The 22,671-nt window shown below is 61.6% G+C and carries 13 protein-coding genes; 7 read left to right on the top strand and 6 right to left on the bottom strand.

Translation table 11 applies throughout. The features are described 5' to 3' along the window. Positions 1-249 precede the first annotated feature (249 nt). Positions 250-1,233: a tyrosine-type recombinase/integrase gene (locus tag ACG10_RS23380; RefSeq protein WP_232487331.1), complete on the bottom strand. Its 984-nt coding sequence runs from the start codon at positions 1,231-1,233 to the stop codon at positions 250-252. A 243-nt stretch (positions 1,234-1,476) separates the two neighbouring features. Here ACG10_RS23380 and ACG10_RS23375 point away from each other — a divergent pair, with 243 nt between their 5' ends. Beyond that, positions 1,477-5,121: an AAA family ATPase gene (locus ACG10_RS23375; protein WP_089170235.1), complete on the top strand. Its 3,645-nt coding sequence runs from the start codon at positions 1,477-1,479 to the stop codon at positions 5,119-5,121. A gap of 138 nt (positions 5,122-5,259) precedes the next feature. Here ACG10_RS23375 and ACG10_RS23370 read toward each other — a convergent pair whose 3' ends face one another. Then, positions 5,260-10,389, bottom strand: a complete 5,130-nt coding sequence (locus ACG10_RS23370; RefSeq protein WP_232487330.1) for a hypothetical protein — start codon at positions 10,387-10,389, stop codon at positions 5,260-5,262. A gap of 743 nt (positions 10,390-11,132) precedes the next feature. On the opposite strand from ACG10_RS23370, the gene ACG10_RS23365 reads away from it, so the two are divergent. Further along, positions 11,133-11,774: a nucleotide-binding protein gene (locus ACG10_RS23365; protein ID WP_089170233.1), complete on the top strand. Its 642-nt coding sequence runs from the start codon at positions 11,133-11,135 to the stop codon at positions 11,772-11,774. Continuing rightward, entirely contained in the window at positions 11,771-12,082 is a 312-nt protein-coding gene (locus tag ACG10_RS23360) for a ribbon-helix-helix domain-containing protein (RefSeq protein WP_175559803.1), read from the top strand. The genes ACG10_RS23365 and ACG10_RS23360 overlap by 4 nt, the downstream gene beginning before the upstream one ends. Before the next feature lie 69 nt (positions 12,083-12,151). Here the strand turns inward: ACG10_RS23360 and ACG10_RS23355 are convergent, their stop codons facing one another. After that, positions 12,152-13,069, bottom strand: coding sequence for a replication initiation protein (locus ACG10_RS23355; protein WP_232487329.1), 918 nt, complete (start codon positions 13,067-13,069; stop codon positions 12,152-12,154). 521 nt (positions 13,070-13,590) lie between these two features. Here ACG10_RS23355 and mobH point away from each other — a divergent pair. Continuing rightward, a complete protein-coding gene (gene mobH, locus ACG10_RS23350; protein WP_089170232.1) occupies positions 13,591-16,008 on the top strand; it encodes a MobH family relaxase in 2,418 nt (805 codons plus the stop codon). A 2,359-nt stretch (positions 16,009-18,367) separates the two neighbouring features. Here mobH and mobI read toward each other — a convergent pair. Beyond that, complete coding sequence (gene mobI, locus ACG10_RS24685; RefSeq protein WP_089170230.1) at positions 18,368-18,838, bottom strand: conjugative transfer protein MobI(A/C); 471 nt, start codon at positions 18,836-18,838, stop codon at positions 18,368-18,370. A 1,805-nt stretch (positions 18,839-20,643) separates the two neighbouring features. Beyond that, positions 20,644-21,000 (bottom strand): hypothetical protein, encoded by a 357-nt coding sequence (locus tag ACG10_RS24020; protein ID WP_157731526.1) that lies wholly within the window; start codon positions 20,998-21,000, stop codon positions 20,644-20,646. A gap of 238 nt (positions 21,001-21,238) precedes the next feature. On the opposite strand from ACG10_RS24020, the gene ACG10_RS23330 reads away from it, so the two are divergent. From ACG10_RS23330 to ACG10_RS23320, 3 genes are all read left to right on the top strand, one after another. Further along, positions 21,239-21,574: a hypothetical protein gene (locus ACG10_RS23330; RefSeq protein ID WP_089170214.1), complete on the top strand. Its 336-nt coding sequence runs from the start codon at positions 21,239-21,241 to the stop codon at positions 21,572-21,574. A gap of 231 nt (positions 21,575-21,805) precedes the next feature. Continuing rightward, positions 21,806-22,045 carry a hypothetical protein gene (locus ACG10_RS23325; RefSeq protein ID WP_089170248.1) on the top strand — a complete coding sequence of 80 codons (240 nt, stop codon included), beginning with the start codon at positions 21,806-21,808 and terminating at the stop codon, positions 22,043-22,045. A 49-nt stretch (positions 22,046-22,094) separates the two neighbouring features. After that, positions 22,095-22,385, top strand: a complete 291-nt coding sequence (locus tag ACG10_RS23320) for an HU family DNA-binding protein (RefSeq protein ID WP_089170229.1) — start codon at positions 22,095-22,097, stop codon at positions 22,383-22,385. A gap of 87 nt (positions 22,386-22,472) precedes the next feature. On the opposite strand, the gene ACG10_RS24015 is transcribed toward ACG10_RS23320, so the two are convergent. After that, positions 22,473-22,661, bottom strand: coding sequence for a hypothetical protein (locus tag ACG10_RS24015; RefSeq protein WP_157731530.1), 189 nt, complete (start codon positions 22,659-22,661; stop codon positions 22,473-22,475). Positions 22,662-22,671: the final 10 nt, after the last annotated feature.

The following is a 22,671-nucleotide window of genomic DNA, read 5'->3' as shown; positions in this document are numbered from 1 at the left end:
CCCCGCAGAATTTCCTGCGGTCAGGCGCGGTGCTCCTGGAGCAAGCAAACGACCAAACGACCGTTCTGCGCAGGGTTACATGTGTGCGGCGAAGCCTGCTGGCGTTGCCGGGCCTGCCAGAGGCCCTTTAGCCCGCCGGGGCTATGGGGGACCCCGGCGCGTGCCGGGGTAGCCTGATCCGCATTGTGCGGCCTGACAGCCGGGGCCGATCGGGCCGAGCAAGTCATGCTTCACGCCTTCCCCTACAACCTACAGCCGAATCCTCTCCACCTCGTCGAGGCTGATCTCGTCGCGGCGCCGGTCGTAGAGCTGGGTGGTGCGGGTCGAGGCATGGTTGGCCATGGCCGCGGCGTTTTCTAACGTCCCCCCGTTCTTCAGGTAGGCGGTGATCCCGGTGGCGCGGAAGCTGTGGTTGCCGATCGGCGTGCGGATTCCTGCCGCCTGGGCCCGGCGGCGAACCATGGCATGCGCATTGGCCTGGGCCAGGGGCCGCGCGCTGAGCTGGCCGGTGCCGCGCTGGAGGGTGCGGAACAACGGGCCCCTGGGGTCGTGTTCGATCCCGGTCCCCTCCAGGTAGGCGTGCAGGTACTCCTCCAGGCTGTGATGGCAGGGCATCGCATGGGCCTTGCCGCCCTTTTCGCGCAGGCGGATCCACAGTCGCCGGTTCTGCGTGTAGACGTCCTCGACGCGCATGGCCAGGGCCGCGCCGACCCGGGCGAAGGCGAACACCATCAGCCCGATCAGCGCCCGGTCGCGCAGGCCGATCGGCGTGTCGGTCTCGATGCTCGCCAGCAGCTGCCGGGCCTCGGCCGGCTCGAGCACCGGGGTCTTGCCGGTGCGCGCGCTGTGCCGCGGCCCGCGCACCGCGGCGGCCGGATTCAGTGCAATCACCTGCCCCGTCACCAACCAGTCGAAGAGATGGCGCACTGCGGCCAGGCGCAGCTTGACCGTCGGCGCGGCGTGGGTGCGCGTCTGCTGCTCGACCCAGGCCGCCACGTGCAGCGGCTGCACCGTGTCCAGGGTCGGCACCCCGGCCGCCTGGCACCAGCTTAGGAAGTCCCCCACCGCGCGGGCGTAGGCCCGCCGGGTGTGCGGGTTGCGGATCTGCGCGGTGAAGAACTCGAGAAAGCGAAGCTGGGCGCGTTCGCCGGCGGCGACCACCAGGGCCGGCAGCCGCTCGAGGGGGCCGGCGGGGAGCAGTAGCGGGGGAGAGTCTGGGGGGAGAGCAGGCACGGGCGGGCTCGGGGGTGTGTCTATGTGATAAAGGACATTATCACATATAGCCGGAGCGGCAAGCGGGGGGTGGACACGCAAGAAGGCAGAAGCGGCGAACGGGGACACGGCAGGCAAGAGGCGGCCAACAGCGGAAGTTAGCCCGGTAAACTGCGGCAGTTAACCGAGAGTGGACGTCAAGGTCCTTCGAATTGGCAGCAGTCCATAATACCGCAGGCCAGAAAGCTACAGGGGGAGTAACAGATGGGGTGGCACTTAACGGCGCGACTGGCATGGCACGACGACGGCTGGAATGGCCACGTCTGCAGCGCTCCACAGAAGAACACCTACTGCGTCGGTGCGCACTCGTACCCAGGGGACATGATTGCGGAACGCCGTGATCTGGCATGGGAGCAATCCTGCGCAGGCAAAGCCTGCTCCGGCCTTAACGAAGCGCCCCCCTGCATCTACAGCATCAATGCCTTTGGTGCAGAGGCCCTAATAGCGTTTGCCGATCCTCCTTCCTTCTTCAACAAGGAAAGCAAGCGGCGTGACTGGGCATTGCCTCCGGCGACGGTCTGCGTTTGGCCCTATGAGGAGATGTACCGGGACGAAGTCCGCGATGGCAACCGCTACGACGCACGTACACGGAAGAAGTACGCTGACGACTTCTTCGCCAAAATCGAGAAGAACGCAAGCCTGATCTTCTACTACTCAAACTACTCCAACCCGTTTAGTACGGACGAAGAACCGCGCTATGCACTGATCGGTCTGTCCAGGGTAGTGGAGATAGGAGGCGAACTGTTCTACGACGGCTGCGACGAGCGCACCATGGATCGGTATGGTGGCTATGTCTGGGACCGCAATATCACCTCGGCCTACCCGGAGCAGGGGCTGCGGCTGCCCTATCATCTATACAAGGACGATCCTTGCATCGAGCGGTTTGCGGTCTTTCCCGACAATCCTCTCCTATGCAAGTACGGCTCGAAATTGCTAACCGATGACGAGGCCTTGGGACTTGTCGAGCAGTTTCACCAAGCAGTGCTGGTACTGATCGAACTTGGTGACACCAGCGAAAATTGGGAGGCCAGGCGCAAGTGGCTCGAAAGCGTCATTAGCGAGCTATGGCAACGGCGTGGTGCCTATCCCGGCATGGCCGAGATCTGTGTCTACCTCAAGCTGCACGAGGCAATTCCGTACCTCAAGAACCAATTTGCGCTTGGACGGGAGATCAAGGCCGTCGAGGCTATCTGGTTGCTCCTGGAGGGCAAGTCAAACACTCTGGGGGGCAAGTCGCTGAGCAAGAGCGCGGTTAGTGCCGCACACCGATCTTGGAGGCTCTTGGAGGCGGAGAGTCAGGCCCTGCTGAAGAACGTGCTGGCTCGTCTCGACATCAATGCCGAGACGATCACACGAATCATCGAGGGTCCGTACTACCCGCATGGCTTGTATGCCAGGACCGCTGACATCGCGGCGAACCCGTATCTGCTGTCGGAGCAGTACGTCGGGCTCAACACGGACGATCGGATCACCTGGGGCAAGCTCGATCGTGCGGCAATCCCGTCACCTGAGCTGGGTGTGCCCGAGCTCGTAGGGCACGACTCGCCACAACGACTGAGAGCCCTGGCCGTGGAGTGCCTATTACGCGTGAGCGGACACACGTTTGTCGAGGAGAGTGGGCTCGTCGCACTCATGAATCGGCGTCTGCAGAGTGTTCCGGAGTGGAAGCAGGTCCAGTTTCGTGCGAAGTACTTCGAGGTCGACGAGACCGAGTACTCCGATGCCTTGTACTTCCGCAGCGAGGATGACGGCAACTATGTGTACCTGCGTATACATCAGCAGGCAGAGCAGCGCATCGAGCGGGAGATCAAACAGCTGATCCAGCGCCAGGACATCGCCTTGCGTGTTCCGATGACCGAAGAGAACTGGCGCGACTTCCTGTTCAAGGCTGACAGCCCGCTCGCGATGCGCGCCAAGAAGGAATACGACGAAGCGATCGAGACTCAGGTGGCGACCTGCTCGCAGGTATTCACCCGAGGGTTCTCCGTTCTGTGTGGCGCAGCAGGAACAGGCAAGACGACAGTTCTCGCCTCGATCGTTAGGGCAATCCGCAAGGTCGATGGTGTCGGCGCGTCCGTCATCGCGCTGGCGCCCACGGGTAAAGCGGCCGACCGTGCCCGCGAGGTATTCGAGCGAGATGCAGCGCTCGGTGGCGCCGTGGAGACGGCAACGATTCACTCGTTCCTTGCCAAGCGCGGTTGGCTCAACGACAACTTGACCTTCAAGCGAATTGGAGGCGAACAGGAGACCGAGCGCCAAACGATCATCATCGACGAATGTTCAATGATGGATCTTCAGCTCTTTGCCACGCTGTTCCTGGCGATCAAATGGTCGACGGTGAAACGGTTGATCTTGGTCGGAGATCCCAACCAACTGCCGCCGATCGGAACGGGGCGGGTATTCGCAGATATTGTTCACTACTGTCGAATCAAGGCTCCGGGGTCCATTTCAGAGCTAACCGCGAACCTGCGGCAGCTGGAAAGCCGTGCGGAAGGCAAGGGGACCGGGATCATTGATCTGGCGAGCCTCTACAGGCAGTCGGACGTTTCCGATGAGAAGGACGAGGATAAGGAGGCGGCCATTGAAGATCTGCTGCGGCGCGTTCAGGCCTCAGGCGACGTCGACAAAGACCTTAGGGTTCTCTACTGGCAGGAACCGGAAGACCTCTCGTCGCTCTTGCTGCAGCGCATAACAGCGGATATGGCTGAAGATGCAGGTGTCGATCCCAGCTCGGTTCCTTTCTTCAAACTTTGGGACCAAGCCTACGACTGGCGTCCGGAGTACGCACAAGTCTTGAGCCCCTACCGTGGCGAGCTCTACGGTATCGAAGCGCTGAACTTGGCCATTCAGCTGCACAAGAGCGGAGATATGATTAAGCGCAAAGGCACACTGGATGGCATCGCCCTTTTCGACAAGGTTATCCAGATCCGAAACCGGACATCTTCGGATCCCATCTATGGGTATGACTTCCGTACACAGCGTGTGGATCAGTGCGATGTGTTCAACGGTGAGCTGGGCTTCGTCGGGCCTCACGGTTATGACAAGTCTGAGTGGAAAAAATGGAACTTCCGTCTACAGCGCTTTGCGGTCAAGTTCTCCCGCAAGGGAGACATTCGGCTCAATTATGGAGCCGATCTTGGTAAGGACGCTCGCGGCCGTTACCTTCCGAATCAGCGAGTCGAGGAGAATCTGGAGCTTGGGTACGCGATCTCGGTCCACAAGGCTCAAGGAAGCGAGTTCGACCGCATCTATGTCGTCATCCCGGCCTCGAAGCGTCAGCTGCTGAGTCAGGAGCTGCTCTACACAGCGCTCACACGAGGCAAACGCCACTGCACCCTGCTGATCCAACGTGACGCAGGGGCACTCATCGACATGCGGCGCCGAGAGCGATGCTGGCTGAGTCGGATCAACTCATCGCTTCTGGGGTGGCATGTCGCACCGCCTCAGCTTCTCAAGTTGGAAGAAGGTTGGTACGAAGCAGGCAAGATCCACAAGGCTCTGTCAAACGACATGGTTCGAAGCAAATCCGAAGTGATTATTGCCAACATGCTTCATGAGCGAGACATCACCTTTTTTTACGAGAAGCCGCTCTTCGCTTCTGATGGAACTATGTATCTTCCCGATTTTACTCTGGTATGGCAAGGTGAGGAGATTTACTGGGAGCATGTCGGCCGATTGAATGATCCGATTTACGTTGAAAAATGGATTGCGAAGCGAGCTTGGTACGAGAAGTTCTTCCCCGGAAAGCTCAGGACCACGTACGAGAAGAACCCTGGCAACGCGCCAGGTGCACCAAAGGCTCCGCTGGACGTGAGCCTCCAGGCTGACGCAATCATCAGACAACTGTGAGTTCGGTTGAGCCTAATGCTGAGCTCACCGACCAAAGCGACCAATGTCTGCTGTTCAGGCCAAGGTTGCTACTGGGACGGACTATCTATATTGGCTGATTGCTGCCGGTATAGATGGTGGTTATCTTGCTGCTAGTTGTCAGGCGTCTGCATTTCGACGGGCCTCGAGGTGCTCCTCGAGCACCCTCGCCAACGGCGTACCACATTGCACTAGGATGTCGACAATAGAGGTGAGTTCCGCGCTATCAAGCACCGTCGGCGAGACAGGCGAGCCAAGCACCGCCTTGTCGATCCACTCGCACAGGCGACGCCCGATCCCGTGATCGATCCAGAACTCAGTATTTGCGCCCTGCACCCGCCACCACGCAGCCACCACACGGGCTATAAATATCAGCCGATTCGCGTGCGGTTCGATCTCCAGCAATTTTAGGAACGCGATAGCGACGAACGTGGACCCGGCTGCCTGCTCGGCCAATTGCGTGAGCATGGGCAGGAGCAAGTCAGCGCGGGCGGCTCCAGGGGGAAGGACGTAGCAGCGAGCTCCTCGTCTTATGTCGTGCTGCCCCATGAACATCGCGGTAACTGCTCCGGCAACGTGAATGCCTATGCCCACGGAGCGCTCGGACGCCAAGTGGCGCCATGACCAAGTCGCCATAAGCCGCTGCGCCAGCGCCTCGCGGATCGACACGGCAGTGCTGTCCGATACCACGCCGCCGTTCAGCCACAGCTGATCCAATGTATGCAGCACGGTCTCCGCGGCATCGAGGAATCGCTTTTCCGGCAATTGGGCGAGGGGATCAAGCACGTACTCCTCAATACCTGCGTTTCCGATCGAGACCCCGGCTGCGAGCGCGGCTGCGAAATAGGCATCGTTCCATTCGAATGCCAGCTCGCTAGGCTCCTCATTGGGCCCACAACCCACGCCATTCGCGCCGGCGGTCCATGGCCAGCAATACCGTACCACCGCGCAGAGCAGATCGGGATTAGACACACACCAGAGTTCGACCGCGAGCGATAACCATTGCGCCGCTGCCACTTCGTCCAGCGCGAAAACACGTGACTGCACAGGGGATCGCTTCTGTCGCGGCCGCGGCTTGCTCAGCGAGATTCCACGTCGCTCTTTGGGTGGGTACGGATCGGGCAGTTCAGGCCAGCTGGGCTCTGGACCGTCGCCTGCGAGCCAGTGTAGTTCCGCCGTCACCGCACTCTGCAGCCTCTTTTGTTCAGCCTCCTTGCGCACGGTCTCTAGCGCTTGCTGGCGCACAAGATAGTCATCGATGCTACCGAAGTTATCGTCATCGTCATCGTCATTGCGTTGCGGCACAGCATAGATAGCAGATGCCACGCCAAGGCGAACCAGCGACCGTGTGAGTTCCGGACGCAATGGGCGCTGCGCTGCTACCTCGGCGCGAAGCACCGATGTCATGCCCGTATCGGGTCTGGCCGCCAAGTGAAGCAGGCGCGGCAGGTCCGGATGTTCATGGTCGTCGCGGTATGCAGCCAGAAACCCGATCGCCGCGATCGCGGCGACGTTGTACGGCAGTTGCCTCACAACACCGATATCGTCCGGTTTGCGCATTGCCGCTTCTACCAGTTGCGCGTGCGCCCAATCACCCTGCGCGGCCTTCAGCTCCCGCGAACCATCGCGTATCACCAGCGCGGCAACGATGAACCGCGTGCGCTCGATCCATCCCTGCTCATCCTTGTCCGGATCAGCCTGCGACGCTGACGCGTCGCGTGTCGCCCAACGCACGCCCTGTTCGAGAAGCTGCGCCGGACAGCGCGGTTCGGTTAGGGCTTGCATGAGTTGCCCGCGAATCGCAACCTCGGCGCCGCCGAGCAGCCCCTTCCTCTGGAGCTCGGCGAGTAGTCGCGCTTCGTCAGCGGGTGGCACGTACTTGACAGTCGACTGGCCGTCCTCGTCCGCGTCTCCCGGCACGTAGTTCGCGGCATCAAGCTGATTCAGTGCGCTCATGGCGGCAAACCTCGGATCGGCCATGCCGCTGCTGTTGCTATCCGGCGCTCCGATTCGTGCCTCCTCGCCCCGTAGTGCCTGCTGCATCGCTTCGCGCACGTCGGCGGGTCCATGCAACCCAAACTCTAAGAGCACGACATCAAGCGCCATGTGGCGCGAGGGCCGACGTCGCAGGCTGTCCAGCCTGATCGTTCCGGCCGGCTCAGGGCGCCCCCAAGCGGTGTAGATGTCGTTGCTGTTCACGGTGTCGTAGGCGAACCGCTGACGATCCATTGCCAACAAATCGGCCGATGCTGCAAACGGCCACAGGCACTCTCGCGTCTTTGGCCAATGCGACAGCATCACGTCGACCGCGACGAGTAGATAAGCCGCGGAGGATCCTTCGGGGCCCAGAACGTCATCGATTACTGCCTGCACAGGCTCCCCGCGCTCAATGCGCAGGTGCGCCCACGCTTCCAAGGCCATCAACGCCGACGCGACGATGTAGCTGTCCTGCGAGCGGGCCCACATGTATGACTGGTACCAGGGGAACGAGCGCCGCCCGCTGGGAAGTGGAACCTCGATGCGGTTGTCGTCTGGCTCACGGCCGCGAGAGCGGTGCCGTACAGCGTGCGCGACGACACCGCGCACCAACCGCAGCCCTTGCTCCTTGTTCGCATTCAGCAGATCGAGGAAGGGCGCGCGCGCCGGCGACGCAGGCAAATACATCAGATCCCATGTCGAGAACGGGTTCCGCATCCGCGATCGTCGATCATCTTCTTCATTGTCCCCTCTGAGCAATGCTTGCAGGAACAGATCGGCCATGGCTTGCGGAGCCGCGTACGGCGCAGTGCCCACGAACGGCAGCAGCTGGCGGAATAGAACGTGCAAATGCGGATGGGTGGCCAACCCCTGCAAGTACGACTCTGCGTCGGCCGGGCGAAGCTTGCACCACAGGAGAAAGGCCGTTCGAAGGTCGCTCTCCTGCGCCGTCGTCATCGACAATCCGGGCGCCTCCTTGGCGGCCATCCACACCTCGAAGCCTGACGCCTTCGAATGGTTTTTCGCCTCAACCTCGACCAGCCACGTATACAGGCGCGCTACCAGCAGAGGCGACAATGCGTCCTGCCCCGCAAACGCGCTGCACCAGCGGCTGTAGAGGTCGACGAACTGAGGCACCGCAGCGTGAGGCAGGCGGTCTCCGATGGCGAGCGACCAGGCAATCAGGTTGAGCCACGCCGGACCACACGGCACGACGAAGTCATCGGTGAGCTTGCTCGTGTCGGCACCGAGTGCCGCCCAAAATGGTGCGGCCGGCTGGGAGTCGACAGTGATGGCTGCACGGATGAGATCAGCAAGCAACTCTGCGTTGTCCGCGGCCAGTGCGGGTAAGCAGCGGTTCAGCGCCTCTCTCGCGCGTTCCGAACGCGCGAGAGCAAGCAAGACGGCACGTCTCCACGAGCCGTGCGCACCGGGCACGCTCACCTGATCAAGCAGCCCCCCCCATGCCATTGCGTTGCTGTCGAACTCCGCATGCAACCGCGCAGCAAGTTCCACGCCGCGCGCAAGGCGCACCGGCGCAGGACTCTCCAGCGCCAACGCAGCGAAGTGCTTTGGATCTTCATACAGCAGGCAACCGATCGCCCAGTCGCGCAGCACATCGTGTGCGGGTTCGACGCGAACCGAGCTGAGCGCACGAAGTGATCCGGTCTCGGTCAGCGCAGTGATCGCCCCCGCCGGCGAGGTACTGGTATCCATCGGTGCCGACGAGGCCAGCGAATGCACCGCCAACGACCGCAGCAGGCGACACCGCTCCAGGCGACCCATCGCTTCTGCCGAATCGCCCGTTGTCCACCACTGCCATGCCATCTGCGCTTCGCTGAAGGGCGCTGCGGCTTCGGCTGCTACGCCGCGCGCCAGCCGCTCCAAACGGTACAGGTTGCGCACTAGCTTCTCTGCAGGGTGCCCAGGCCGCAGTAACGCGGCAAGCGCGGGGTCTGCATCCCGAAGCCGAGCCACCTCGTCGTCGCCGAGCTCATTGATGACCAGCGGTGACGCTTCGCGGAGTTCCTGCAGCGCCTGCGCCGGCAGCCACGCGCGCGCATCAGCAGCGAAGTCCAGCCGAGCAGTGACCACTACCCGGAACCCGCGTACCTGCGCAGCCGCACGGATCAGATCCGCGACGGTGGCCCGCTGCCCGGGGTCATCGAAGCGATCAAGACCATCGATGAACAATATTCCCCCACCGTCGCCCGCCAAGTCGGTCAGCAGCTCGCGCGCGTTCGCGTCGCAACCGAGCTGTGCCTGCAGCGCCGCCCAACCTCCCCCGGGAACACGATGCGGTGCGACGACGAGAACGCGGGACTCAACGCTGATACGCTGTGCGAGATCCTTTAGCACCCCCGACTTGCCGACGCCGCCGCTGCCGCGGATCTCAAGATACCTGCCTTGCTCAAGTGCTGAGAGTGCGGCGGCAACATGGCCGGAACGGTCGATTGCCACGCTGTGCACGCGCGAGCTGATGGTAGCCAGCGTGTTCTCCGCGCTCTCGGCGAGCCGCTCGCGTGCGACGTGCAAGCGCCGGTCGCCCGCGAGCCGGTAGCCGCGCTTCCCGGCAAGTCGCTCGCGCAGTGCGGGAGCGTCCAGGTCCCCGCCAGCGGCATCGGCCTGCAACGCAATCTGCTGCAGCGAGTCCCACAGCTCGCCAGCTCGCACCGCGTCCTGAGGCACAAGTTGCAGCGCGCAGCGCTCGCGGGCCAGCTGCACGCAGACCGAGCCGGGCTGCTCGAAGTCGAATGCCAGCACTTGGAAGCGAGACAGCAATTGCCACACGGCCGCGTCGTCATGCGCCGCGCCGGCCGTATGCATGTGGCCACGGAACGCCGCGACAAACTCGCCCATCGCCTGGTGCGTGGCACCGGGCTGGTTCAGTCGGCCAAAGAAGCCTTCAGCGTCCTGGTACTCACGCGCCCACTTAAGCACCTCCTGGATGTGCTGCTCAATCTTGGTGGACGTGCGTGCAATCGCCACTGCAAGCTCGTAGCGCGTCGTCTCGAACTCAGGCTTGGTCACAGCCCGACAGGCCAGCGCGACCACTTCCGCGAAAATCTTGTCGCTCGCAGTGAAGGTGATCGTGCGCTTCGCTTGCAGTTCGAGCGTGGCCGGGCAGCCTTGACGATCGTGGCCAGTGACGATGACGTCGTCCATTGGATGGTTGAAGCCAGCCCGTTGGAACGCCACGCGAGTAACCACGATGCCCGGCAGTCCCCGCGCCTCCCCTCCCGACAGCAGCGGCAACAGGTACTGCGCGCCCACATGACCCTCTAGCAGAGGGCCGGAAGGCCCGGTTGCGGCCGGACTGGCGATGGCGGGCGCGTCATCGGTGCGGCGGGGCACGCACGCACGCTTTGCCGCCATCGCTCCGGATTCCTTGGCGGCGGCTTTCTTGCGCTTGGGCGCGGACTTGGAGGATTTGGTCTCGGGTGGGCTCGCCATGTTCGTCTGTCGCGTCTGTGTCGCTCGCAGCCAGCGTCGGATTGATTTAGCGCGCGATAGGTAATTACAGGGATTCTCGCACAGTACGCCAGAGTCAGTCTGGCCAATAAATTTCCGATTATGGGGCGGAGCCGAATACATACTCTCCCGTATTAAGCGTGGTACACACCGCACCAGCCGCCAACCTCCGCTGTGGGGACTGCCGTGCTTGCCCTTGATAAGGGCGCCTTATCCCAGGGGATAGAAAACCGGCAGCAAAAACCCACCATCAGGGCCGCTCACAGCAGTACGGCTGAGTGTACGGCCGGAGCTAGGCGAGCCCCTCCCCGGTTTCCACCAGCTTGGCAACAAGCTTCGCCACGAGGTGCTTTTCCTCATCGCACTCATAGAAGAGTGCGGTAACCGCTGATTTAGCCCTATGTCTATCCGGTAGCCGGGGGCCGCTTGCTTGCGCAAGTTATGGCCATTACGTAATTTGCGACGCTTGCTTCACTGATTGCACTTACATAAGTATCATCAGTTACATCACTAGTTTCAGCTGCATAACTTACGGAGCTTCAGTAATGATTCTTGTCTTGGGTGGGGAGAAAGGTGGTAGCGGCAAGAGCTGCCTGGCGCAGAACTTAGCGGTCTGGCTGCAGCGTCAAGGGCATGACGTGCTTCTAGTGGATGCGGACCCCCAAGGCACATCGTTGGATTGGGCGCGGGAGCGCGAACAGAACCCAGACTTGCCGGACCTTCGGATCGAGACCGCCCAAGGTGATATCCGCAAGACGCTGCTGGATCGAATCAAGCGCTACGAGAAGATTGTGGTGGATGCCGGCGGGGCCGACTCAGTGGCCTTGCGCTCGGCCTTGACCGTGGCCACTCATGCCCTGTTTCCCTTCCGGCCCAAGCGTCGGGACCTCAAAACCCTGGCGCATGCCGAAGAGATGATCACGCTGGCCCGGTCGGTGAACCCGGGGCTAATTGCCCGCTCAGTGATTACCCAGGCCCCTTCCCTGCCCAGCCAAGTGAAACGCATCCTGGATTCCAAAGACGCCTGTACCAGCTACGGGTTCGAGCCGCTGCAGTCGTTCACGACTGCCAGGAATGTGTATGACGATGCTGATGAGGCCGGCTCGTCGGTTCTGGAAGCAGGTACAGATGCCAAGGCGGTCGAAGAGATTGAACAGATCGCTGCCGAACTGTGGGGGACTGAATGATGGGGGTCGGTAATCTCAAAAAGCCAATCAACCCAGCGGCCACGTCGCCCGCCGCAGATGACTTTATTAATGGAGCGAAGGTGGATGGCAAAAAGCCAATGCAGGTGGCGTCGGCCCGTGAGCGGACCTACAAACGCATTACCTTCAGCCTGTCAGATGAGTTGGACCGGGAAATCGAGCGCTTGAGCTTGATCCCCCGTGACTTCCGGGCCAGTCGCTCGGACGTGATCCGAGCAGCCGTGGCTCTGCTGGCCGCACAGGATGAGGCAGAAATTGCACAACTTATGAAAGAGGCACAACAAAAGTAAGTTACGTCAGTTATTGTGATTACGTAAGTTACATGGCTTGCATAAATTATGTTGATTACGTAATCAGCTTCAACAAAGAACAGCATGCAGGCGGCGCAGGGCGCCTTCGCGGGATTCGCCAGGGTATGCCAGGCGACTTAGCTCGGCCTCAGTAAGGAGACGCGGTTGCTCCAAGTCGAGCACTTGCTTTGGTGTGCCCTTAGCTTTTGCCTTGGTCCCAGGCTTGGTCTTGGCTGTTGTTGAGGCGGCTGCTTTAACCGTGAATGTGAAGATGAAGTGAGTGACGGTCCGACCGTTCTTGCGCTGTGTCCAACTGACCTGAAGAGGGCTGTGCTCGTTCACTTGCTTGACTGCGGGATCGATGACCCATTTCTTCAGATCGGCAAGCAAGGGGTAGCGGTCTTCGAGCTGGAAAGCCCGGCGCAGCCACGCTACCTCAATCTCGCGCTGGCCGGCGCCACGCCATTGCACCAGCAGCTCGTACAGACGGATACCGTGGGCGGAGGTCATCTTGGCTACATCGGTGATCGGGTAGATGGTATAGCGCTCAGATAGGTCGGCCAGATACGGAAGGATGTCGGCGGCAAAGCGCAACCGTACCAGCCCCTCGGTCGGCACATAATCGACCATCTGGACCCAGCGAAAGCGACGCACCGAGGCGCGTTCTCCCTTGGGGCCATAGAGTACCGAGACATACCGTTCAAACAGCGTCTGCGCTGAAGCGGTCAGCTCCTGATAGGCGCCTTGTCGGGTGATGCCGGCATATTCCGCGATTTCTATAGCTCGGATTGTATAGATGATCTGGTCACTGATTGGCTGATCACGTCGAACCTGGGCAATGCAAGCCAGAATGATCCGATGCTCCCCAAGAGTGAGTTTGTACCCGGCTTCGACTAAGGCGTTTGACTTGCAAATGCGCCATTCGTCCATGGGGCGTGCTTTGGAAGCCTGTGCGGAATCAGGATTGGTGGCTGCCTTGTGAGGCATGTGTGGCTCCTTGGATGCTCCTCTGGCACAGAGCCTACTCATATATGGAGGCCGAGTTCAACTCTCCACATATGGGTAAATTTCTCTCCACATATTGGTAAGTTTTTCTCCGCATATGGGTAAATTTCTCTCCACATATTGGTAAATTTCTCTCCACATATTCTGGCTGAAAGCCACGGATTACGCGGGTTCTAGAGGTCTTAAAAGGAAAAAAGGATTAAAAGGAAAAAGAAGAGCTTTCTTTAAAACTTTGGAAAAGCCGAAGAGCTCATGAGGTCGAAGGCGGTAAGATTTTCTCCACATATTTGAACGATCGTCCCGCTATGAGCGGTAAGTTTTTCTCCACATATCGGCCTACACCTCAGGGACTTCCTCCCATTCGTCGCCCCTGAACAGCCGTCCCACCTGCAGCTTTTTGCTTTTCGTGCTTCCTTTCGAGCCAAAAAGTGGCGCGAAATGGCCGCACAGCCGCCATTTGATTGCCGATCATCAGGGCTCCATCCACTGAAGCGAGAGTCCTCATGTTCCTGTCCTTCCTCAAACGCTGGTTGTTCGGCGACAACCACGCATCGCCCTTCGCCAAGGCACCCCATCCGGCCGAGCGGCTGATTCCCCCGGAGCTTCGCCCCTACCTGGAAAACCATAACTGGCGGAACCTGCGCTACCCCCCTTACCAGGAAGGCTATCCCGGCAAGGTGACGGGCGAGTGGTTAATGCGCCACTACCAGCACAAGCTGATCGACCGCATCGCAGGCTCCATCGGCCTGCCGAAGGACGAGTACCAGCGCTACGTCGAACCGATCCTGATCAATTTCGCGGAGCTGGCGCACCTGCTGCCGGCCTCGGAGAACCATCACCACGCCGGTCCCGGCGGGCTGCTGCGGCACAGCCTCGAAGTCGCCAACCTCACCCTGGATGGGTGCCTGACCACCGCCTTCGACACCGCCGAGACGCCGGCCCGGCGCAGCACTCGCCGGTGGCGCTGGAATGTGGCGGGCGTCGCGGCGGCCCTGCTGCACGATGCCGGCAAGGCCATCACCGACCTGCGCGCCACCGACTTCGAGGGCAAGCTCGAGTGGAACCCCGGACGGGAAACCCTCCACCAGTGGGCGATGCAGCACAAGCTCGATCGCTACTTCCTGCACTGGAATGCCCAGCGCCACGAAAAGCACGTCCAGGTCTCGGTCGCCCTGGCACATAAACTCATCCCCGATGAGACTGTCGCCTGGCTTATGGAAGGCGGGCGGGACATCTACGAGGCCCTATTCGATGCGATTGCGGGCAACGCGAACCCCGCGCCCCTGACCGAATGGGTGCGCCGGTCGGACTCGGCCTCGGTCAGGCGCGATCTGCTCAAGGGGCCGGGTAATGCCCGAGGCGGGGATACCGGCGTGCCGGTCATCCGCCTGGTCAGCGACGCCATGCTGTGCCTGCTCGGCACGGGACGCTGGACGGTCAATGTGCCGGGCAGCCGGGTATGGGTGGCCACCGATGGCGTCTATATCGCCTGGCACAGCGCCGCCGAGGAGATCGTCCGCCTGCTGGTGAAGGACGGGATCGTGGCCATCCCGCGCTCGCCGGAAATGCTCCTGGCCATCCTGGCGGATCATGGCCTGGCCCAGCGCCAGGACGATGGCGAGCTCTACTGGCTCGTCACCCCGCACGTCCTGTGCAGGAACGGCAAGGGGCCGGTTCTGCGCTGCCTGAAGCTCAGCTCCCCGGACGTGCTGTTTCCGCATGTGCCGGTCCCGCCGCCGACCTCCATCCGCCTCGGCAAGGAGGGCGAGCAGGTCGAGCTGATCGCGCCCAACGAAAAAGGCCTTCTCGATCGCCGGACGCCGGTTTCCGCGGCGACCGGGGTCGCCGTCGGGCGGCCCGTGCTCGAGGCGGGGGAGGCCACGCCGAACCGGCTCAACGCCGATCCCGCCCCGGAGCCAGCGCGAAGCGTCATTTCGACGCCCAGCCGGCCGGCCGAGCCCCGTATCCCTTCGACACCGGACCCGGCTGCCGTCAAGGCACAGCCCAAGCCTGCCGCCCTCGAATGGGCCAACCAGAACGCCCAGCCAGGAGAGAACGATCCGGATACGGCCCCGGAAAGGAGGCAGCCGGCAACGAGCCCGCCTGTGCCCGTTGCCGAACCGCTGCCCATGGCCCACGCCCCCGCGGACTCCGCGTCCGAACCGCAACCGCCGGAATTTCCCAGGAAAAACGCCCGTGGCCAGATCTCGCTGGCCGAGCTGCTGGGGGAACCGAGCTGCCCGCCGCTCCCCCAAAACCCGCCCCAGCCGCATCCGGAGCCCTCCAGGCCGCGGCTCAAGCTCCAGGGGCACGCCGCTGGGCGGGTGACACCCAGCCAGGAGGCCCGGCTGACGCCGGCGGAAATCGCCTTGCTCAACGCCCAGCCGGTGTTGGCCGGCAAGTTCGTCGCCTGCCTCGATCGGGTGGAAGAACTGCGCCCGGTCGCCGACCGGGTCTTCGTGCCCTTGTACAAGACGCCCTTCGACGACGACGACCTCCAGCCCTTGTTCGACAGCGACTGGCTCTGGCGGGACTTCACGCAAGAGGGGGCACCGCTCACCCGGCGGGTCAACCGCCGCCGGGGGTTCCTGCTGACGATTCCGCTGAGCGCGCTGTTCTGCCAGTTGGGAGAGCTCGACTGGGGGATTCCCGACATCGGCTCTCTTCCAGAGGCCAAGATCGCCCGCTACCACGGCTACCTGGCCGCGGTCCTGGAGAAGGCGCGGCCCGAAACGCTGGGGGACGTCGACACCCTGGCCATCAGCGAGAGTCAGGTCGAGGCACTGGCCCGGCAGCTGAAAGCCTTCCCGGAAGACGTCGAAGCCGCCGTGCTGGGCCTGCGCGATGCCGTCAGGATCCCGGTTCGTAAAACGCTCTATATCCGCGCCCGGCCCGAGGAGGTGGCGTCCCGGCCGGGTTGAGGTCGTCGCCCTGGCTCAGCGGCGGCGAAGGCCAGCCTTCCCTGGAAAGGGCTGGCCTGCCTCCGAGCCACCGGTAGTGCTTCCGCTGGCCGAACCGGCACTCGATCACGCGACGCGCCGGGTCGAGCTGCCTGGCGCAGGGGACTTGCTCGATGCGGTAGATGCCTGGACGGCATCCGCCCTCGAGCGCTGCTGCGCAGTATCCAGTGCACTGCGCCGACGCAGCGGCGACAGGCGAGGAATCGGGCAAGCCGAATGCCCTGGGGCCCCCAGCGCCGAGCACGGTAGGGTCGAGAGGAGGGAGCCAACGTCGAGGACCGGCAGAGCTACGCGGATGAGCTCCGCCTGGCATCGGCGCTATGATCGCGCCGCCCAGGAAACCGTGCGAGACGCCACGCAACGGATGAGGGAAAAGACCGCCCCGGTACGCGAGAAGCGGGAGCCGCGGTCGGATGGAGCCCAACAGCGACACAGGATGGAAGGGGGTAGGGTGATGAAATTAGTCTATGTGGTGACGGGCGTCCTCCTGGTGCTTGGCAGGGTGGCCGTCGTGGGTTACCAGGTCACCCAAGCGCTCGACAAGCGGTACGGTACCGACCAGGAGTAAGCGGCACCCTGTCCCGAAAGGGCTTCGCCAGCGGCGCTTTCGCGCCCTGCTTGAGGCCTGGGATATTCAGGCAACGGAATGGCCGGCCAGTGTCCTGCATGGCATACACGCGCCAAGGCCCCTAGGAAGCCGCAGAGCGCGCTGCTCGCCACCAGGTATGGCAACCCCCGTAGGGTTATCGGGAAAACGCGTCTGTGGCCCGCTGAGAGGCCCTCCGCCTAGGGGTGACGGTCCGCTGGACTGCCAGATCCTGGCTGCCCCTTGCGTAGCCGCCCCGCGCGGCTACGCAGCAGGGCTCTAACAGAAAACGTTATTTCCCTTTCCCACTGCCTGACCTCGGGCAGAAATCGCTCCCCGTACATCGACTACCGACCGAGACGCTCTTTTCTGATCAACTTCCCCATGCCCCGATTGGCAACGAGTTTCCGCTTCGAAAAACGATTCGAACGCCAGTTGACTCAACTACCAGGTCACTTGTCCTTGCCGACTCTGTCGCTCGCACCTTATCCGGCGTAATAAACACGGCGTAGCTATTCGGTCGCCTTGTCGGTCAGTACCCGCAGACAACAGGTCGGCGCTGCTCGCGATATCGATTCGCCCAGCGCTTGAACGACAGGAGCCACACGGCCAATAGCCCAGCACTTCCGGGAAATTTATTCTCCTGGGCGTGATAAGGCATTTTCCAAACGCTCAGCATCTATTTCCCCGCTGGGAAGAGAGTTGCCTGCGTCTTGAATAACACATCACCCAGACAATATTTTTTGGGTGAATCCGGCGCCTCTTTCCGTTGAGGAGAACAACCGCTCTGTCATTTCAGACGTGCGCTGACTCCCACACAAAAGATTCCCTGCAGCTTCGTCTTGCACAACTTCATGTCCCTGCGTGGAAACTTCATAACGGCCCTATGCTGTTTCTTCGGAAAGTAGGGGACCCGATTCTGCCAGAAGCACTTTTCAAGACTCTGGATGCGCGCGCTTCTTTCATGCATTCAAGTCGGTTATAGCCGTACGCGATTGTCTGCCCGGGCTACCGCCACTCATCCCAAATGGCCCGGCGGATTTTCTCCCGTCGACTCCGGCCCGTTCAGGTCGGCCACAATCCTGCTGCCAGTCACTATTCTGCCCCTGGGAGGATGTCCCTCGGAATGAGCCGATCCCGCGCAACCCTCCGCTTCGCGACACAGTGCTCTGTCGACCCGCTTCGCGACACAAAATCAGTCGAAGTAGCTGACTGGACTATAACTATCTATTTCAGTCTGCTAGCTCACTGACATAACGAAAACAGTGTTTTCAGCTGTCATGGAGCCAATCAGTGAAAACCGCCTGTCTAATCAGTGAAAGCCACGTGGTTACTGGCTTTTAGCAATTTCGACTGGGGCATTGCCGGATTTGGATGAGCCAATCAGTGAAAGCCCCGGCCAATCAGTGAAAACCGCCCGTCTAATCAGTGAAAGCCGCGTGGTTACTGGCTTTCAGCACTTTCGACTGGGGCATTGCCGGATTTGGATGAGCCAATCAGTGAAAACGGGCAGGTCCAATCAGTGAAAACCGCCCGTCTAATCAGTGAAAGTCGCGTGGTTACTGGCTTTCAGCACTTTCGACTGGGGCATTGCCGGATTTGGATGAGCCAATCAGTGAAAATGGGCAGATCCAATCAGTGAAAGCCCCGGCCAATCAGTGAAAACTACCCGTCTAATCAGTGAAAGCCGCGTCAGCACTGGGCTCAGCCTTTTTAGAGAAGTATGCGTGGTGCTTACGAAACCCCGTTGTAACTCAGGTCATCCATTACCTGGACTTTCTGGTAGCGCCCCGTCCACGCCAGTGTGGTCTTGCGCAGGGCTCGGTTCTCCGCAGCCAGCTGACGCAGCTCCGCCAGTCGGGCTTCGTAGTTCCTCACCCGCAGCAGGAGCGTGCCTTTCACGAAGCTGAACGCCCCGGCTGGGTATTTGTGGCATGGCCCTTTCGGGATCTTCCGCGCCACGGCATTCCCTTTTCCGTCCTCCCGGACATAGTGCACCCGAACCCAGTAGAAGCCCCAGGCGTTGGGGCTGATCTGCTGAACCCAGATCAGTATCGGCACATGGGTTTTCCCTTCCTCGCCAAGGAGCTGCTGGGCCTGCTCGAAATACTGCTCGGCCAGGCGCCTGGCCCGCTCCACGATCTCCAGGTAGGCCGCGTCGAGGAATTCAACGGATAGCTCGGTCATTCGCTCGATATCGATCATGGGTCATCTCCCCCTATGGCTGGGAGGTATTTTCGGCAAGCCCAACGGCTTTGTGCGGCCCTTTCAAGCCAGAAAATGGCCTGAAAGGGCCGCACAAACCCTTTTCGGATCAGGATCATCGTCGATGCGCTGTCATCTAAGGACCCTTTGGCAACCGTCCTGTGCAGGGATGGCCTCCGGAGTACGACTGGGGATGAGCTGACACCCGTTTATCGTCATGAGCCGTGTCATTGGGCGACCGTCTGGTGTGCAGACAGTGCCGCAGGATCGAACCAGGAGAACTACCCTGGGGAAAAAGTCGGGCTGGATATGGGCTATAGCAACGTGATCGCCGTCTACAGCGGCAATTCCGGCAACCAGGAGTCCATCGTGAGGCCGGCGCGCGCCTGCCCGGGCGACAGCCCACCATGGTGCACAGCCCGGCGAATTTTCTCCGTCGACGCCGGCCCGTTCCGCCCGGCCACACTCCGCTGCCTGTCACGGGGCCGTTCCTGGGCAGAGGCCTGTCCGCCCCGCTGCGCGACACACCATCGGCCGAAACAGCTGACTGGACTACAACTATTTATTTCAGTCTGCTAGCTCACTGACATAGAGGAAATCGGCGTTTTTCAGCAGATTTCCAACAGTGACCCAAAATGTGCTGAAAGCCCCGTCGTTGCTGGGCTCAGCCTTTTTTGGGGCGGGCGCCGAGGCGTCAATCCGCGGAAAGGCTGAGCGAAAGACTGAGCGAAGGCTGACTGAAAGGCTGAAAGCCCCGGCAGGACTGGCTTTCAGCACATTTCCAGTGGTCGGCGGCAGCCCCGGATCCTCCTGCCGCCGGCTAATCAGTGAACGCGGCTCGAGCAATCCGTGAAAGCCCCTCTCGAATCTGCTGAAAGCCCCGTCAGCACTGGGCTCAGCCTTTTTCAGGAGGGCTGCAAAGACTGAAATCGGAAAATCTTCTGAACGCTGCCGGCCAATCTCCTGAAAACCTCGTCGGGCAGGAACACAGCCCCTCCCGTCGTCATCGGCGGGCCGTTCGCTGTCGCTCCGACACCGGCCCGGCCCGATTGAATGGGCGGGGCTCCCGCTTGCTCGGCCGTCGTCGTCATTCGACGACCGTTTGGCGATCGTCCGTCGCTCGCCAATCTGCCCCACGCAAGTTCGTGCTCGGTCCGTCGTCATTTGACCGCCATCGGATGTGCGTTTGGAGCCTTTACCGGGATTCGACTCTCTCCTGCCTGGTCCTCGTCGTCATTTGACGGCCGTCCGGTGTGCGTTCGGGGCGTTTGCCGACGTTCGACTTTCGCTTGCCCGGTGATCGTCGTCATTCGACGACCGTTTGGCGATCGTCCGTCGCTCTCCAATCCGCCCCGCGCAGGGCCGTGCTCGGTCCATCGTCATTCGGCCGCCGTCCGGTGTGTCTGCGTGGGGCGTTCGCCGAACACGGCCTGCGGCTTTTCCCCCGGGAGACCCGGTTTGGATCGGCCTGCCCAACCAGAAGGGCGTTGGCCTGTGCACGGCAAGGCCATCGCGCCTGACCTTCGAGGCGGCGTCGCGTGTTTCGCCAATGGCATCCTGGAAATAAAGAGAAGCCCCGTCTGAGAGGCTTCTCTCCATTGGAAAGTCCGGGGGCTTCAAACCGAAGGCCGGAATTCCAACAGATAATTTTCCTGGCATGCCGGGCTCGAGAAGGCCGTTCCTGCTGGGCTCGTCAAACGAGGGAAAATAGATTTTCCCGGTTATCGCTGTCCGGCCTGATAACTACAGGGCGGGTCGTCATGCGGGCCAGGTGAGTAAGCCTGGGAAACATTGATTGAACCCACTCAGTTCACCAACCAGCGTCCGAAGCGATATACGGCATAAACCGACAGAATATTTCCGGCGAGCAGGACTTCCGAACTGTCCAGCCAGACGGAAAGTTTGAGCACGCTGCCGAACAGCAGCGCAAACATAATCAGCGTCAGCGGAATACTCAGCAGTTTCATGAAGAGACTGCCGCGCAACGGACTGGGCTCTTCCAGCTCGTCCCAGTATTCGGACAGACAAAACGGGCAGCAATTGGAGATGGGTTTTCCGCCGCCGATTCTCCATCCATTAACGCCTGGGAAACTACGGCTGTAAATGACGCGTGGCACCATCCAGCGATTACAACGCCTGCACAACACATGACTGCCTGCCATCTCTTTTCTCCTGATAGGTCTTTTGGCGAAGTGGACGTCCCACTCCCCATCGAGGCTCTCATCCCGGGGGCAAAACCCAAGTCGGGGTCTTGGCACTGTGCATATGTCCGCTGCCGACGCCGGCTTCAGCCCTTGAATTGTCCTTTGAAGATTCGGCGCAGAAACCTGTGCCGGCGGACTTGGGTTTTCGGGCAGCGGTGTTACCAAGGAGATGCATCTCAACCCAAGGAGGCTGTTCATGAACCCATTACCCCTGCGCGCCGAGGCGATCGGCCTGATCCTGTTCGCGTTTCTCCCTCTGGTCATGCTGCTGGTGGGCGGATACGCCGTCTGGGAGTGGTGGTACCTCGACCGCTTGCCGGCTGGAGAGGCCGCCGCCTATGGCACGGCCGAACGCCTGACGCCCGGTGTGCTGGCCGTCGTGATGTTTTTCCTGTGGATGGGAGGGCTCCTGGTGTCCGTCGGCTGGACCCTGGCCTTGCGGGTCATCGCCCGGTACCGCTGGCCGTTTGGCGCTTCGTTCGCCCTGCTGCTCGGTATTCTGTGGGTGACCCGCCAGACGCTGGCCCTGTGAGGACAAAGGGGGCCGCCCCGATGAGGCGGTCCCCTTCGCCCGCCCATCGACCCTGGCCGGCCACAGGCGAGTTTCTCCCTGGAGGGGAAAAGGCTTGGCGAAAGCGAATCGACCCAGGCTGTCTAGACTGCACCTTGGCACCCGGAAGCGACCTCCGGGATAATGCGTTGCTTCAAGGAATGCCGTAACGGATACGCCCGCTTGGATACGAAACAGCTTCTCGAAGCCGAAATGCGCGAGGCCCTGGGACTGGCGCCCGCAAAACCCGCCCCCAAACGATCCGGACAGCGTCCGTCCTACATCCAGGTGGAACTGAGTGTTCGCAAGGGCAGTGGCGGTCCCGCCTTTCGCTTCGAGCACCGGTCCCGTTCGCTCAGCACGCTGGAAGCCCAGCTCGAGGCCGAAAAGCGCGTGCGCCAGAAGGGCTGGGAAGTCTGGGCCGTGCTGGACGTACGTCAGGTCTCCGAATAACCCCACGGCCTGCTCTTCAGGCCTTCACCTCCCCGCCATGGAACATGCCATGAACAAAGCCGAGCTCATCGACGCCATCTCGACCGCCACCGACCTGCCCAAAGCCACGGCTGCCCGCGCGCTGGAGGCTTTCACCGCCAGCGTTACCACGGCCCTGCAACAGGGGAACGACGTGTCCCTGGTGGGGTTTGGCACCTTCACCGTGAAGGCGCGGGCCGCCCGCGAAGGGCGCAATCCGCAGACTGGGGCCGCGCTCCAGATTGCGGCCGCCAAGCTGCCAGGCTTCAAGCCGGGCAAGGGCCTGAAAGACGCCGTGAATCAGGACGTGTCCGAGGCCTAAAGATACAAGGGGCCGGCGATACGATTCCGAACCGGCTGGGGATATCAGCGATCACAGGGTGTAATTTCAACCATCAAGTGGATGAAATTACACCACCATACCCGCGAAGCATCCGCCCAGTTCTCCTCGAGGTGCACTCCCGTCGTGCGGGTCCATGGCGCCCGCCAGACCGGCAAGAGCACGCTGGTCCAGGATCCTGGCCGGGAGGCTGCGTACCACGCGCTTGACGATCTTGCGGTCCTGATCGCAGCGCAGGCCGATCCCTTCGGCCTTCATCGAAGGCTCA

The sequence above is a fragment of the Azotobacter chroococcum genome (assembly GCF_002220155.1).
Classification (GTDB): Bacteria; Pseudomonadota; Gammaproteobacteria; order Pseudomonadales; family Pseudomonadaceae; genus Azotobacter; species Azotobacter chroococcum.
The sequence above is the reverse complement of the archived record's forward strand: the minus strand, read 5'-3'. Positions and strand labels throughout refer to the sequence as shown.

Bases quoted from the DNA above. Each gene is read 5' to 3' on its own strand.
- ACG10_RS23325 (WP_089170248.1), top strand. From the start codon at position 21,806: ATGCGCGAGGCCCTGGGACTGGCGCCCGCAAAACCCGCCCCCAAACGA.
- ACG10_RS23320 (WP_089170229.1), top strand. From the start codon at position 22,095: ATGAACAAAGCCGAGCTCATCGACGCCATCTCGACCGCCACCGACCTG.
- mobI (WP_089170230.1), bottom strand. From the start codon at position 18,838: ATGATCGATATCGAGCGAATGACCGAGCTATCCGTTGAATTCCTCGAC.
- ACG10_RS23375 (WP_089170235.1), top strand. From the start codon at position 1,477: ATGGGGTGGCACTTAACGGCGCGACTGGCATGGCACGACGACGGCTGG.
- mobH (WP_089170232.1), top strand. From the start codon at position 13,591: ATGTTCCTGTCCTTCCTCAAACGCTGGTTGTTCGGCGACAACCACGCA.
- ACG10_RS23330 (WP_089170214.1), top strand. From the start codon at position 21,239: ATGAACCCATTACCCCTGCGCGCCGAGGCGATCGGCCTGATCCTGTTC.
- ACG10_RS24015 (WP_157731530.1), bottom strand. From the start codon at position 22,661: ATGAAGGCCGAAGGGATCGGCCTGCGCTGCGATCAGGACCGCAAGATC.
- ACG10_RS23360 (WP_175559803.1), top strand. From the start codon at position 11,771: ATGATGGGGGTCGGTAATCTCAAAAAGCCAATCAACCCAGCGGCCACG.
- ACG10_RS23365 (WP_089170233.1), top strand. From the start codon at position 11,133: ATGATTCTTGTCTTGGGTGGGGAGAAAGGTGGTAGCGGCAAGAGCTGC.
- ACG10_RS24020 (WP_157731526.1), bottom strand. From the start codon at position 21,000: ATGGCAGGCAGTCATGTGTTGTGCAGGCGTTGTAATCGCTGGATGGTG.
- ACG10_RS23355 (WP_232487329.1), bottom strand. From the start codon at position 13,069: ATGCCTCACAAGGCAGCCACCAATCCTGATTCCGCACAGGCTTCCAAA.